At 44.8% G+C, this 13,116-nt stretch carries 15 protein-coding genes and 3 pseudogenes; 6 read left to right on the top strand and 12 right to left on the bottom strand.

Features of this window, described 5'->3' with window-relative positions; genetic code table 11:
• Positions 1–486: pseudogene (locus C7B77_RS11405) on the top strand (STM4012 family radical SAM protein); the annotation flags it as partial.
• A complete protein-coding gene (locus C7B77_RS11400) occupies positions 477–1,349 on the top strand; it encodes an STM4011 family radical SAM protein (protein ID WP_106304337.1) in 873 nt (290 codons plus the stop codon). The pseudogene C7B77_RS11405 and the gene C7B77_RS11400, both read left to right, overlap by 10 nt.
• A gap of 8 nt (positions 1,350–1,357) precedes the next feature.
• Here C7B77_RS11400 and C7B77_RS11395 read toward each other — a convergent pair whose 3' ends face one another.
• Positions 1,358–2,410 carry a leucine-rich repeat domain-containing protein gene (locus C7B77_RS11395; RefSeq protein ID WP_106304334.1) on the bottom strand — a complete coding sequence of 351 codons (1,053 nt, stop codon included), beginning with the start codon at positions 2,408–2,410 and terminating at the stop codon, positions 1,358–1,360.
• Positions 2,411–2,627: 217 nt separating this feature from the next.
• Positions 2,628–3,161: a hypothetical protein gene (locus C7B77_RS11390; RefSeq protein ID WP_106304331.1), complete on the bottom strand. Its 534-nt coding sequence runs from the start codon at positions 3,159–3,161 to the stop codon at positions 2,628–2,630.
• 50 nt (positions 3,162–3,211) lie between these two features.
• On the opposite strand from C7B77_RS11390, the gene corA reads away from it, so the two are divergent.
• Both corA and C7B77_RS29190 read left to right on the top strand, forming a co-directional pair.
• Complete coding sequence (gene corA / locus C7B77_RS11385) at positions 3,212–4,303, top strand: magnesium/cobalt transporter CorA (protein WP_106304328.1); 1,092 nt, start codon at positions 3,212–3,214, stop codon at positions 4,301–4,303.
• Between the two features lie 25 nt (positions 4,304–4,328).
• Positions 4,329–4,418, top strand: a pseudogene (locus C7B77_RS29190) (tyrosine-type recombinase/integrase); the annotation flags it as partial.
• Positions 4,419–4,452: 34 nt separating this feature from the next.
• On the opposite strand, the gene C7B77_RS11380 reads toward C7B77_RS29190, so the two are convergent.
• The 5 genes from C7B77_RS11380 to C7B77_RS11360 form a co-directional block, all read right to left on the bottom strand.
• On the bottom strand, positions 4,453–5,025 hold the full coding sequence (locus C7B77_RS11380; protein ID WP_181243819.1) for a hypothetical protein: 573 nt from the start codon (positions 5,023–5,025) through the stop codon (positions 4,453–4,455).
• On the bottom strand, positions 4,994–5,590 hold the full coding sequence (locus C7B77_RS11375; protein ID WP_106304323.1) for an ABC transporter permease: 597 nt from the start codon (positions 5,588–5,590) through the stop codon (positions 4,994–4,996). Before C7B77_RS11375 ends, C7B77_RS11380 begins: the two co-directional genes overlap by 32 nt.
• 3 nt (positions 5,591–5,593) lie before the next feature.
• Positions 5,594–6,781: a hypothetical protein gene (locus tag C7B77_RS11370; RefSeq protein WP_106304320.1), complete on the bottom strand. Its 1,188-nt coding sequence runs from the start codon at positions 6,779–6,781 to the stop codon at positions 5,594–5,596.
• Positions 6,782–6,957: 176 nt separating this feature from the next.
• A complete protein-coding gene (locus C7B77_RS11365; RefSeq protein ID WP_146138274.1) occupies positions 6,958–7,251 on the bottom strand; it encodes a hypothetical protein in 294 nt (97 codons plus the stop codon).
• Complete coding sequence (locus tag C7B77_RS11360; protein WP_106304314.1) at positions 7,212–7,424, bottom strand: hypothetical protein; 213 nt, start codon at positions 7,422–7,424, stop codon at positions 7,212–7,214. The genes C7B77_RS11365 and C7B77_RS11360 overlap by 40 nt, the downstream gene beginning before the upstream one ends.
• Between C7B77_RS11360 and C7B77_RS29890 the strand changes: the two genes are divergently transcribed.
• The gene (locus tag C7B77_RS29890; protein ID WP_181243818.1) at positions 7,423–7,578 is read left to right on the top strand and encodes a hypothetical protein; all 156 of its coding nucleotides are present in this window, start codon (positions 7,423–7,425) and stop codon (positions 7,576–7,578) included. The genes C7B77_RS11360 and C7B77_RS29890 overlap by 2 nt on opposite strands.
• Positions 7,579–7,614: 36 nt before the next feature.
• Positions 7,615–7,788 carry a hypothetical protein gene (locus C7B77_RS30735; protein ID WP_219892102.1) on the top strand — a complete coding sequence of 58 codons (174 nt, stop codon included), beginning with the start codon at positions 7,615–7,617 and terminating at the stop codon, positions 7,786–7,788.
• Positions 7,789–7,854: 66 nt separating this feature from the next.
• On the opposite strand, the gene C7B77_RS11355 is transcribed toward C7B77_RS30735, so the two are convergent.
• The 5 genes and pseudogenes from C7B77_RS11355 to C7B77_RS11335 form a co-directional block, all read right to left on the bottom strand.
• On the bottom strand, positions 7,855–8,613 hold the full coding sequence (locus C7B77_RS11355; RefSeq protein ID WP_106304311.1) for a Uma2 family endonuclease: 759 nt from the start codon (positions 8,611–8,613) through the stop codon (positions 7,855–7,857).
• Between the two features lie 156 nt (positions 8,614–8,769).
• Positions 8,770–8,955: pseudogene (locus tag C7B77_RS31685) on the bottom strand (hypothetical protein); the annotation flags it as partial.
• Positions 8,956–9,376: 421 nt separating this feature from the next.
• A complete protein-coding gene (locus tag C7B77_RS11345; RefSeq protein ID WP_245894161.1) occupies positions 9,377–9,982 on the bottom strand; it encodes a hypothetical protein in 606 nt (201 codons plus the stop codon).
• Positions 9,983–9,995: 13 nt separating this feature from the next.
• Positions 9,996–12,488 (bottom strand): phosphoenolpyruvate synthase, encoded by a 2,493-nt coding sequence (gene ppsA, locus C7B77_RS11340; RefSeq protein ID WP_106304308.1) that lies wholly within the window; start codon positions 12,486–12,488, stop codon positions 9,996–9,998.
• A 44-nt stretch (positions 12,489–12,532) separates the two neighbouring features.
• Complete coding sequence (locus C7B77_RS11335; RefSeq protein WP_106304305.1) at positions 12,533–12,922, bottom strand: response regulator; 390 nt, start codon at positions 12,920–12,922, stop codon at positions 12,533–12,535.
• Between the last annotated feature and the right edge of the window lie 194 nt (positions 12,923–13,116).

The raw sequence follows: 13,116 nt of genomic DNA, 5'->3' as shown, positions 1-13,116 counted from the left end.
GATGGCATGGTAGGTTTAGGCTGTGGCGCGCGATCGTACACAGCATCTTTGCACTATTCGAGTGAATATGCCGTCGGGATGACGGGAATTCAGGAAATTATCGCCAATTATACACGGCGCGAGAATGAGCAGTTTAACTGGGTAGATTATGGTTACAAACTGAATGTGGACGATCGCCAACGCCGTTTCCTGATTCAATCTTTATTACAATCGGAAGGCTTGGATCTCAACGATTATCGAGAAACCTTCCATACCGATGCACTGACAGATTTTCCTCAATTAATGGACTTAGTAACCCTAGAATTAGCAACTTTGAGTAAAGATTGCGAAGGTGAAAGAGTAGGCTCGCAAGAGCAATTTCTAATCCCCAATTCCCAATCCAAAATTATCCTCACTCCCGCAGGCGTCGAAGTCTCCGACACATTAGGAGTTTGGTTGTATTCACCGCAAGTTAAAGCATTGATGGAGGGTTATACATGGCATTAGAATTATCAATTTTGTATCGAGGTTCGCTCTCTAGTTGTAACTATGGGTGTGAATATTGCCCCTTTGCAAAACGTACTAATACAGCCGCAGAATTAGCAATAGATAAAGCCGAACTCGATCGATTTGTCAATTGGGTAGAATCTCGCGAGCCAGATGACAAAATCGGGATACTATTTACCCCTTGGGGTGAAGCTCTCATCCATCGCTATTATCAATCCGCGATCGCCAGACTTTCTCATCTTCCTCAAGTCACTAAAGTTGCCATCCAAACCAATCTTGCTTGTGACTTAGATTGGGTAAAAGATTGTAATTTAGATACCCTAGCCCTCTGGACTACCTTTCATCCAACCGAAGTCTCGCTCGATCGATTCTTGCAACAATGTCAGAAACTCGATTTAGCCCAAGTTAAATATAGCGTCGGGATCGTCGGACTCAAAGAACACCAATACCAAGCGCAATTATTACGTCAAGAACTAGACCCCAATGTCTATCTCTGGGTAAATGCCTACAAACGCCAGCCGGACTATTATCACCCCGACGATCTCAATTTATTCACCCAAATCGACCCACTATTTCCCATCAATAACCAAGTGTACGATACCTTTGGCAAACCCTGCCACACAGGCGATCGAGTAATTACGGTCGATGGGGAAGGTACGATCCGTCGCTGTCATTTTATTTCCGATTCGATCGGCAATATTTACGACCCAAATTTTGCAGCATCTTTATTCCCCAGAAACTGTCAAAACCAAGTTTGTCGCTGTCATATCGGGTACGTACATTTACCAGGTTTGAATTTAGATAAAGTCTATGGTAATGGTATTTTAGAAAGAATTCCTCGCTATAGAATAAACCATTCATAAATATTAGCTCAAAAAGCTCTAGTTGCCCCTGTACCGTTAAAATCACAGACCGCCGGACGAAGTGGGCAAACCTTGGCCTTCATCTTGTTTTTAGAGACAACTAAATTCTCTAATTTTTGTAAATTTGCTAATGGTTTAATATTGGTAATTTTATTATTATTTAGATTCAGCCCTAATAACTGATTAAGCCCAGCTATCGGTCGAATATCGACAATTTGATTGTTGCTAAGATTGAGTCCAATTAAGTTTTTTAATCGAGACAAAGGAGCTAAGTTGCTAATGCGATTAGAATTGAGATTTAGTCTCTTTAAATTGGTCAAGCGAGCGAGCGGCTGGATATTAGAGATCTGATTATTATCGAGGACAATTTTATTTAAATTGGTTAAATCTGACAAAGCTTGAATATCGGTCACTTTACTGTTGGTAATTTCCAGATCGGTTAAGGATTCTAGATTTGCTAGAGGACTGATATCGGCGATTTTGGTGCTGAAAAAACTGAGTTCGGTTAATTGAGTCAAATTCTTCAGAGGTTTAATGTCTTGAATCGAGTTATACCAGAGTGTAAGTTTTTTTAAATTGGTCAGTTTTGCGATCGGTTGAATATTGACGATATTCTTACCCATCAGTCCCAAATCACTCAAGTTATTCAAACTGCCAAGGGGTTTGAGATCGGTCAGTTTATTACTATTAATAACTAAAGCATCGAGGTTTTTCAGGTTGGCAAGGGGAGTAAGATCGGTAATATTATTACTATAGAAGCTAAGTTTGCGTAAATTGGTCAGGCTGGCGATCGGTCGGAGGTCGCTAATATCGGCAGGAGTAGGACTAGAAGTCAGCAGTTCGGTACGTTGGCTGAGTTCGAGATCGGCAGATCGACAGTCTTTAGCCCCAGTTCCTTGCAATAAATAATCTACAGTTTTGCGTGTCTCTAGCGATAAAGAATTTCTTTGCTGGCACCATTCCAAAAAACTCTTCCCTGTTGGCACATCTGCCGTCACAATTGTCGCTGTAATAGGAACTAACGCGATCGACAACAAACTCGTCAAAACTACCAATTTCATAAGCACAAAGTGTCTTGTAAATAAAAATCATACCACCTTATAAGCTCTCGAATTTCTGCTACTTTCAGACGGATCGTTAGCTGGTAGGATTAGTCTCGTTCTGTACCAAGAAAAAGAGGTAGGCGATGTTGGAGGAGATCTCCAACATTTCAACCTACCGTAGGGGACATTAAAAAAGATATTCCTTTTCCCTTAAGGGAGAGGTAACTATCAACTATCAACTATCAACTATCAACTCCTGAAGACTCGCATTGACTCGACGAATGAGATTCCAATGAACGATCCAAACAGGCAGAGCTAACATCCCAGCAACCGAACCGACGGTATTCGGCAGTAGGGATACAATTTGTGCCGTACACCAACCCAATCCCGTCACCAAACCAAAGCTTTTGAACGATTGAAGCTTGCTGTTGCGCTCCGCTTCTATGCGCAAGGATCCCGCAACATTCGCAATAATAAAAAAATCCTCGACAAAGTTATAAGGAAATAGAAACATCAACCACACGCTGTTAGGCTCTGCTTGTCGTGCCGCTGGAGATACCAATGACAGCGATAATTGCAGATCTCGACAATATAGAAAAACTAGTATCAGAAATCCGATCGCGATCGTGATGCCACCCCCGCCCAGCATCGTGACTTCTTTTAAAACACCACCTGCTACTGTTGGATGCAAAAACGGATAAGTCAAGGCATACGCCACCGGGATTGTAAGTACGATTTTGACTAGGCTCAGTGCTGGGTTCCAGTTCATAGCTTAAGTTTAAGAGAGATAATAAAAAATAAAGAATAACGCTAACGTCTATGTCCACAGTCCGGCGGCTAGTCCATCCAAACCCCTCAAGGATATTGAGAACGCAGGATCGTCCTTTATCATGCCCATTGACGACGGAGATTGGGCTAACTAACTACAGTCGTCAAGCGGAAACGGTACGCTTAGACTCGATCGAACCAACAGAATGTCTATCTTATCTGACGGCAGAATCAGTCAGTTGGATCGATATCCAAGGATTGGGGCGTGAAGATCTGCTTCAGGAACTGGGAGACGTGTTAAACCTCCATCCCCAACTGCTCGAAGATATCGCGAACGTGCCTCAACGTCCCAGGTTTGAGGATTATGACGACCAACTATTGATGATTTGCCGCATGGTCAAAGCTAATGATGAGGCGAATGGCTTCGATCGTCAACAGGTGAGCCTGGTGTTGGGAGCGAATTATGTGCTCGTAATTCAAGAAGCGTTGGACTACGATAGTTGCTTCAATAAAGTAGGCGAGCGCATCCGCCGCAACAAAGGCACGATGCGGAAACAGGGCGCAGACTACCTGCTGTACTGTTTGCTCGATGTCATCATTTCTGGGTTTTTTCCAGTGTTGGAAGACTATGGCGAGCGACTGGAAGAACTCGAAAACGAAGTCGTTCGCGATCCCTGTCGCCATACCCTGGAGCGAATCTACCAGATGAAACGCGAGTTGCTCATGCTCCGGCGATCGATCTGGCCGCAGCGCGATGCGATCGATCGGCTGATGCGCGAAGAGTCACCTCTAATCTGCAATGAGGTACGCGTCAACTTGCGCGACTGTTATAACCATGCAGTACAGGCGATCGATATGGTCGAAACTTACCGAGAGATTGCTTCTAGCTTGATGGAGGTTTATCTTTCCTCGATGAGCAAGCGCATGAACGAGAATATTCGCTTCCTCACCGTATTTTCCACCATCTTTCTACCTCTGACATTTATCGTGGGTATCTATGGCATGAACTTTGAGTTCATGCCCGAACTCAAGTGGAAATGGGGCTACCCCGTCCTCTGGCTCATCATGCTAAGTATTACTGGCTGTTTGCTGTTTTACTTCTACCGCAAAGGCTGGCTGGTACAAGCTCAATCGGATAAATAACGAGCTGCCATTAGAACATGGTTAAGATCTTCGCACCGTTCGAGAATTGTTAGGACACGAGGATGTGAAAACAACGACGATTTATACCCATGTCCTCGATCGTGGTGGTACATAGATCGACTAATCCTAGAAAGAACGATAGGAGAAGATTAACGCCGCATCTTTGGCGGTATCTCAAATCCGTAGAGAAACAAGTGAAGAATTTCCAATGGCGACATTGGCGGACTATGCACCATAAAGTCGTCAGAGCTAGGGTGCAAATGGAATCGTAACCCATCCGATTGATTGTCATGTCCTGGCAAATTTAAGTCAAAGCGGAAAAATTGAATCGGGACTGGTTCTGGAAAGCAAATCTCAAAATCAAATCCAATAATTTCAGCAGGTTTGCGGACTTCATCGATAATGATAGCAAAATCAAACCAACATCCATCTTTTCTAGCAAAATGGGGAATATCCTTCGATCTCTTAAAATTTTTAGTCCCTAATTTTTCCAGCCCTCCTAAAATTACAACTTGCTGTTGACGATCTGGAGGAGTCATCTTGAGAAACTTACAAATCTCAAAAATCTTTGTATCTAAAAGTCCATCATTGCACGCTTGATTTAGTGCCTTAGAAAATTCTTGGTATAAAGTTTTGGAATTCTTTACCTCCAGCGAACATGCTTGTAGAGATCGTTGTTGAATTTGTTGGCTATATTCCAGCCACATTGATTGTCCGCTCAAGTAAATCTCCCCTACCTAATAAAACTAGCCACTCACCATATTCTGGATCGGTGGGCAATTGCCCTGTTTCCGCAAGGTGAATCACTTCTGCGTCTGTTTTGCCAGTAAATTGCTGTAAAGCTGCTAGTCGTTGTTGGCTTTCAGCTTCAGTCAATATCTCCAAACCCAATTGTAGATCGTAAACTCTTGCACCGATCCAACTTGCAAAATTAGGCGCGTAGGTTTGAAATTGTGCTGCGGAGTGAGGGGTTAGCAAAATAATTCCACCTTTAGCATGGCTAAATCTGCTTCTGGCATAGTCAAATTGTCGCCATTGTTCTGGTTGCCAAATATCGAACTGCCACAGCAAAATAAATGCTTCGGACGATCGAACTGCATCTATCAGTGCTTCTATATCTGAAGTAACAGCAATAACGTTGACTGATTCGTCGGTAAAAATTGGAATTGATTCTTCCAATTCTGTTAATGCTTGCTCTTGTTGTTCTGGTGAGGTAACTAGCACCGACCAAAAATTAGCATCAGGTAGGCTGGAAATACGCTGCAAGATTTCGTCTAAAGAAGTCATAAATTATCTTTTTACTCCTTTCACCCCAACTAAAACCTCTTTTAAAACTGGATGCAAGTCAAAGCGACGCTCTGGAAACCTATATTCAAGAATTTTTCCAGTTGATAATAAATAAATTTCTTCAGGAGAAGTTGGTATATCTAGTTTTTTATTTGCAATATATTTCAAAGTACTGTACTGATTATTATTTAGACCTAAAATCTTTGCTCTCCCCATAGAAAGCACAGCTTTCTCGACATGCGCTCGATCTATAGTTTCAGCATCGGCTAAATATGCTTCTTGAATAGACTCCTGAGATAAATTGATTAAATCTCTCAAAACGCCTCCGGACAGCCTAACCAAATCTTGCAGAGCTGCCTGTTGAAAAAAGTCCTGACTTGAACGTACTAGTAGAACACGTTCAAAAAAAGTACGGGCTTCTTCATCTTGCTCCATATCAAAAGCAGACCGATATTCAATATGGTTGAAAATACCATCTACACTAGCGACGAAACTGTTGTATAAAAGGCTGGCTGCACCAACAATCGTAAATCCAATTTCAGTGCTTTGCAAATCGGCTGAAATCATTCGAGTAAATTTTCCTGCTTTATCAACTCGATCCAAACCATCGAATAGAAAATAAGGTTTTTGTTGAAATTCTACATGAAAATCTTCAATCAAGCTTAATAACGCTTGGGTTAATTGATTTATTGCATCAATAGAGTGAGGAGATGAAGATAAAACTCCTGGCTTCCAATAATCATAGTCATCTTGGGGTTCAAAATCGGCATCAATACCATGGCCATAGGAAAATTCTCTAACATATTTTCTCTTGTTTTCATCAATTGAAAATCCCTTTTTTTCAAGAAGTGTCATTAACTCTAATGCGACAATAGCATCCAAGGTTCCAACTTTTAGATCGCTAGGTTTTGCGTACTCAGTAACATCAACATAATGCGGATAAATACCTGTATCGGGAGCTTGCTGAAATAGTTGTTGAAGTTTTAAAAGTTGCGTTGTTTTTCCCGATCCGATGCCGCCAATCAGGAGAATTTTGGATTGGGGTCTGAGGGAAATTCTTTTGAACAGGGCATTTGTAGAAGATTGATGCGGTTCTTCGATGAAATAGCCTTTGGAAATGGCACTCATTGGATCGGCTGCGCCATCAAAGGCGGCGATTTGCGATCGGAATAGCTCTAGACGATTTTTCATTTCCCCAGTTTAGATCCCATTCGATGTGCGAACTGGCTCATATTAGCAATTTTCTTGAATCCACGAATATTAGCCTGTCAAGTTACATTTTAACGCTCTAGTCGCCAGAAACATCACCTACTAGCCTCAATGCGATCAGCCAGAATCATGGCAATGGGTGCTGTACACCATACTGGTTAATCTCTTTGGCGATCGAACTTTCTAGTACCTAATAATAACCAAGAGATCGCGAGCGCGCCCGATAAACCCAATGTCAGACCGCTATAGGTAACTAACAAACCAAACACAGGCAATACCAAACCGCTAAAGACGATCGCCAAGCCACTCCAACGCTGTCCTGTTTGCGTTCCTAATTGCCATCCAAAGAATAATAAAATTGGCGATAACAGCCCCCAAACTAATTTAGGATCGAGCCAACGGCTGGCATAAGTCAAAGTTTCCCGTAATTTGCAAATTCCCGCTCCAGCCATTCCCCCCGCTCGCCACGATAGGAAAAATTGACGATCCCCAGCACCACCCCTAACCCGATCGTTACTAAAATCAGCCATTGACTCAACTCTAACAACCGTTTGCCAAATTGCAATAATTCTTGAGGATGAGTCAAATCGACGATCGCTGGTGTCGTTTCAGCCAAGAGTAGCATGTTCGATTCAAATGAGGATCGATCGATTACGACAACGGCTAGATTAGAAATTGTGGTTTATGTAGACTTTGCGCTCCAGCATTCTTCACACTATCGTCTAATTTTTGGTGCTTATGGGGCGACATCTGCTCGCCAAAATCATGAGTTGACATAGGTGGCTACACAAGTATTTATGGTACTTGTCGAGCGTATGGAACTTGTTCGGCAAGCAGGAGTCATTCGTCTTGACGATTCAAAACAATTAGCGTTGGCAGCTTGGTCATTGATGTATGGATTGGCAATGCTAATCGATGGTCAAATTGACTCTCGTGGATCTGTCTGGTGGAAACGTGCGCTCGGGTTCGGAAGTTTCTGTTGGAGTTGAGGAATGGGGATGGAGCAGGGGAAGATGCAGGCGTTAATGTGACGCTTCCTGAATCGATCGTTAAATTTAGGGTACTTCTGGCTCGATGCCCAGAGCGCGTAATTGAGCTGCCAATCGATCGGCTCTTTGATTCTCCAAATCGGCTCTTTGACTCTCCAAATTGGCTCTTTGACTCTCCGAATCGGCTCTTTGACTTTCTACAGTTGCTTTTTGGCGTTCGAGTTCGATTTGTTCGCTGGGGCTAGTATAACGCTGATTACTCTCGTCGTACCAATACAACCAATCGCGCGTCAACCCGCCATAGTTAACGCGTTCGTTGCCGATACCCAAGCCAATTTCTGGCATCCATAAGGGATTAGCTGCTTGCAGTTCGTAGCTACCGTTGACGAGTTTGTAGATCTCTAGTTTGGCTTTGCGGCGACGCTTGGGATTGTAGATAACGTAGTAAAGTACGCCCATCTGTGCGTAACGAACGAGCTTAGTGGTGTATTCCCCACCGATGGTATTTGAAACTACTTCTAGTACCAAGATTGGAGCTACTTCTTCTTCCCATAGCACGTAACTCGGACGCAGATCTTCATCGTAGAATCGCTCGACATTCAAGCTCAAGAAACCATCGGGGACGATGGGGGGCTGCTCTGGATGGTAATAGATGCCCATATCGATCCCAAAAAACCAGTCCAGGCGATCGACCCAAAGAATTTGTAAGATCGATTTGAGCAGGCTGGGAATGAGTTCTTGAAGTTCGTTATCCACGGGGGTATCGTCGGAGCAAGGCAGTTCGTCGGCGGTGGGAAGGTATCGCGGTAGCTCGTACTGGTACATGACAAAAGACACTCAAACAAGCGACATAGATCTATTGTATCATCCATTCTGGATTTATCCTTCTGCCTCTGGGATGGCGATCGATTCGGCAGAGCCGACGCTTCGCGAACGACTATCGTACAGACTCATTGCTTTTTCTACGCCTTGCTTGAGACTCATCACTTTTAACATCGTATCCGCTGCCTCAACCGCATCATAGGGCGAACATACTGGGTAAGACAGATCGGATTTAATCAGATCTGTCTCCTGTTGGGCTAGCTCTGAGACAAGAATCTGCATGATATAAAGCTTGTCCGATCGGCTAAATTCTCTCAATGTTGAGATTAATTGTGATGGAACCATATCAAACACTCCTTAATTCTAAAAATCGGGCGAATTCTGGATAGTCATAATGTTTTATTTGACTAAGATCTGGGTGTCTGGGAAATAAATGTTACAGATTAAGTCACCTACAAATGTTTGAATATCGATCGACTAGAATTTCTGGGTAAGGCGTTGTTAGATTTTAATCACATGGGAAATTTATTGGATTAGTTTGATGGTGACAATCGACAAAATGATTGCTACTCATGGGTTTAAATGGTGGGCATTGCCCACCCTACTATTGTATCATCCATTCTGGATTTAGCCTTCTGCCTCTGGGATGGCGATCGCTTTTTCTACGCCTTGCTTGAGACTCATTTCGATCGCATCGTTGACTAGTAAACGCGAGCGATAACTAACTATCTACAACTCGTCGATTATTAACGCTATTCCTGTAAGTTTATGGAGTCAGTTCCTTTTTGCGTTTAAGTAAAAACGTTAACAAATCAATTGTAAAACAAATGAAGCTGACTAATAATAACCCACCTCCCAGTAATTCTGCTAAAGCTTTATCCATAAATAGGTAATGTGTGCCAATTCCATCTTGATGTTGAATCGCAACACGAGCGTTGATGTTTCCTTTGTTCTGAATATCATTGGCTGTTGATAAATGAAGGTAATAATTAGTATGGGGCTTGAATGATGGAGCTGGCAAACCTATTATAGTTAAATTCTCGTCATAGTTACATGAATAGTCTGTACTTTCTAAAGTATTCCATGTCTTCACTGTCTCGCTAGTTGATATTACCCACTTAACGCCAAGTGATTTAATATCTTCACAATTGAGCGATGATTCTCCCGTCTTATCAAAATCTAGTCGAGCATTATAATTTCTCTCTGACATTTCTTGATTTGATGCGAACGTTAGAGAGGTGATTTTCCCCTGAGAAATTACAATCTCTTTACTCAAGGGCCGCATGATATTTTCAGTATTTAACCATGATGCTCCGGCAATCCCCGCACCGCCCAAACAGAGCAGTCCAACTATTCGTAGAATTATAGACATTCAATCATTATCCTTACAGACTAGCCTCAACCTGCGCGATTTCCAATCGGGTTTTAATTACCGAATCGGGATTGAGGCTGATTGAATCGATGCCTTGCTCGACTAAAAATCTCGCAAATTCGGGATAATCGCTCGGGGCTTGTCCGCAGATGCCGATTTTGCGTCCGTTGGCTTTGACGGTAGCAATTGCCATTTTCACCATTGCCATGACTGCGGGATTGCGTTCGTCGAAGATGTGGGATACTAGAGCCGAATCTCGATCGAGTCCCAAGGTTAACTGCGTTAGATCGTTAGATCCGATCGAGAAACCGTCGAAGATTTGGCAGAATTCGGCGGCGAGGATGACGTTGCTGGGCACTTCGCACATCACATAGACTTCTAAGCCTTTATCGCCTTGTTGCAAGCCGTTGGCGGCCATTTCGGCCAAGACGCGGCGACCTTCATCGGGGGTGCGACAGAAGGGAATCATTGGAATGATATTCGTCAAGCCCATTTCTTCGCGCACCCGTTTGAGGGCTTGGCATTCGAGGGCGAAGGCGTCGCGATAGATCGGATCGTAGTAGCGCGACGCGCCGCGCCAGCCGAGCATGGGGTTCTCTTCTTTTGGCTCGAATTGACGTCCGCCTAAGAGGTTGGCATATTCATTGCTCTTGAAGTCGGACATCCGCACGATGACGGGGTGGGGATGGAAGGCGGCGGCGAGGGTGGCGACGCCGTGGGCGAGTTTATCGACGAAGAAGTCGGCTTTGTGGGGGTAGGAGACTGTCAGTTTGGCAATCTGGCGTTTGACATCGGCATCGATGAGGAGGTCGAAGTTGAGAAGTGCTAATGGGTGTACCTTGATTTGGTTGGCGATGATAAACTCCAACCGTGCTAAACCCACGCCATCGCAGGGAATCGCGGCTAATCCTAGAGCTTCGTCGGGGTTGCCGACATTCATCAGGATTTTGGTGCGGGTGGGGGTTAATTGACTCAATTCTGTTTCGATAATTTCAAAGGGCAATAATCCGGCGTACACCTTGCCGATATCGCCTTCGGCGCAGGAGACGGTGACGGCTTGTCCGGTGGCGATCGCCGTGGTAGCATCGCTACAACCGACGATCGCGGGGATGCCCATTTCTCTGGCAATAATGGCGGCGTGACAGGTACGCCCGCCCTGATTGGTGACGATCGCGCCTGCTTTTTTCATAATCGGCTCCCAGTCTGGATCGGTGCGATTGGTGACTAATACTTCTCCCGGCTGGAATTCGGCGATTTGATGTACGTCAAATATCACCCGCGCTGCACCTTGTCCGATTCGTTCTCCCACTGCACTCCCGATGGTTAAAGCTGGGGTGGATGGTGCGTGTCCGGATGTGAAGCGGTAGCTGCGTAAGATATTGCCCGATTTCTGCGATTGGACGGTTTCGGGACGCGCTTGGACGATAAATAACTGTCCGGTTTCGCCATCTTTTGCCCACTCGATATCCATCGGCGTATATGTGCCCCGCACTGCCGAATAATGCTCTTCAATTATTACCGCCCACCGCGCCAAGGTGAGGATTTCATCATCCTCGATCGCAAATTTCGCGCGATCGGAGTCAGGGACGCGGACGTTTTTAGTCAGTTTCGAGCCGCCCAAATCGTAGACCATTTTAATCGCTTTACTGCCCAACCGTTTGGACAGAATCGGGCGAAAACCATCGGCGAGGGTGGGCTTAAAGACGACGAATTCATCGGGATTGACAGATCCCTGTACGACATTTTCACCCAAGCCATAGGCAGCCGAAATCGCAGCCGCATTTCTAAATCCGGTTTCTGGATCGATCGAGAACATCACCCCAGAAGCTGCTAAATCCGATCGCACCATTTTCTGTACCCCAACGGAGAGATACACATTTAGATGGTCGAATCCCCGCGCTGTACGGTACGAAATCGCTCGATCGGTAAAAATCGAGGCAAAGCATTTATGACAGGCTTCTAAGACCTGCTTGACCCCGTGGACGTTCAAATAAGTCTCTTGTTGTCCGGCAAAACTCGCATCGGGCAAGTCTTCGGCTGTCGCACTCGATCGCACGGCAACGTCGGTATTATGCCGCATGTCGGCAACTAGCTCTGGATTCCCATCTACGCCAGTGCGCGGATATCGATCGCACAATTGAGTATACGCTGTCGCGATCGCCTGTTCTAGATCGTCAGGAAAAGGCGTATTCAACATCAAAGAGCGCGCCTGTTCGCCCCTTTGCCGCAGGTTTTGCAAATCGTTGACATCCAAATCGGCAAAAATTCGCTGGAGTTTGGGTGCCAATCCCGCTCGATCGATAAAATAGCGATAAGCAGCAGCGGTAGTGGCAAACCCATTGGGTACATTCACACCCTTGGCGGCGAGTTGTTGAATCATTTCGCCCAGGGAGGCATTTTTCCCACCTACCAGGTGGATATCCTCGATCCCGACTTCCTCAAACCACAATAGTAAGGCTTGGGTGCGGTCTGTGTCTGGAACCAAATTAGCAGCGGTACCGAGCATAATCCATTCCTCCGAGCGAGATTAATCGATGCAAATTTCATCTTCTATCTAAAAGCTGTCTCGATTGCAGTCGTTAATTCTGCTTCAGTCCAAGGTTTTCGCAAGTAAGCGTGCAGCTTGGCTTCCTTGCGGACTCGACGGATCGCGGCTTCATCTGCTTGACCAGTAAGCATGATAGTCATAATGTCGGGATAGCGTTGGCTAACGGCAATTAGAAATTCATCACCTTTAACTCCTGGCATCAGCCAATCGGAAACGATCGCTAAAATGCTGATTCCTTCCTCATAAAGTTCTTCTATTATCTGCCAAGCTTCCTCGACGCCTTCGGCAACTTCGTACAAGTAGCGATCGCCAAAATGTCGCTGTAGTTGCTCGCGCAGGCTTTCGAGAATCATCACTTCATCATCGACACAGAGAATTGCAACGTTTGACATAGGAGTGGGGAGTGGATGGGTGGATGGGTAGATGGGTGGATGGGTAGATGGGTGGATGGGTAGATGGGTGGATGGGTGGATGGGTATAGTTAAGCCTTACGCCCTTTCCCCTAAAGCCGATACCTGTCTAAATGTTAAATCTGAGTGAGAGAAAATTAATCAACGTTACCGTTAAAAAATACATTTACACGGTA

The sequence above is a fragment of the Chamaesiphon polymorphus CCALA 037 genome (genome assembly GCF_003003845.1).
GTDB lineage: Bacteria > Cyanobacteriota > Cyanobacteriia > Cyanobacteriales > Chamaesiphonaceae > Chamaesiphon > Chamaesiphon polymorphus.
Note: the sequence above shows the minus strand (reverse complement) of the source record. Positions and strands in the feature narration are given on the sequence as shown.

Coding starts and splice junctions, on each gene's coding strand:
- C7B77_RS11400 (WP_106304337.1), top strand. CDS start 477: ATGGCATTAGAATTATCAATTTTGTATCGAGGTTCGCTCTCTAGTTGT.
- C7B77_RS11395 (WP_106304334.1), bottom strand. CDS start 2,410: ATGAAATTGGTAGTTTTGACGAGTTTGTTGTCGATCGCGTTAGTTCCT.
- C7B77_RS11390 (WP_106304331.1), bottom strand. CDS start 3,161: ATGAACTGGAACCCAGCACTGAGCCTAGTCAAAATCGTACTTACAATC.
- corA (WP_106304328.1), top strand. CDS start 3,212: ATGTCCACAGTCCGGCGGCTAGTCCATCCAAACCCCTCAAGGATATTG.
- C7B77_RS11375 (WP_106304323.1), bottom strand. CDS start 5,590: ATGACTTCTTTAGACGAAATCTTGCAGCGTATTTCCAGCCTACCTGAT.
- C7B77_RS11370 (WP_106304320.1), bottom strand. CDS start 6,781: ATGAAAAATCGTCTAGAGCTATTCCGATCGCAAATCGCCGCCTTTGAT.
- C7B77_RS11365 (WP_146138274.1), bottom strand. CDS start 7,251: ATGGCTGGAGCGGGAATTTGCAAATTACGGGAAACTTTGACTTATGCC.
- C7B77_RS29890 (WP_181243818.1), top strand. CDS start 7,423: ATGTTCGATTCAAATGAGGATCGATCGATTACGACAACGGCTAGATTA.
- C7B77_RS11360 (WP_106304314.1), bottom strand. CDS start 7,424: ATGCTACTCTTGGCTGAAACGACACCAGCGATCGTCGATTTGACTCAT.
- C7B77_RS30735 (WP_219892102.1), top strand. CDS start 7,615: ATGGAACTTGTTCGGCAAGCAGGAGTCATTCGTCTTGACGATTCAAAA.
- C7B77_RS11355 (WP_106304311.1), bottom strand. CDS start 8,613: ATGTACCAGTACGAGCTACCGCGATACCTTCCCACCGCCGACGAACTG.
- C7B77_RS11345 (WP_245894161.1), bottom strand. CDS start 9,982: ATGTCTATAATTCTACGAATAGTTGGACTGCTCTGTTTGGGCGGTGCG.
- ppsA (WP_106304308.1), bottom strand. CDS start 12,488: ATGCTCGGTACCGCTGCTAATTTGGTTCCAGACACAGACCGCACCCAA.
- C7B77_RS11335 (WP_106304305.1), bottom strand. CDS start 12,922: ATGTCAAACGTTGCAATTCTCTGTGTCGATGATGAAGTGATGATTCTC.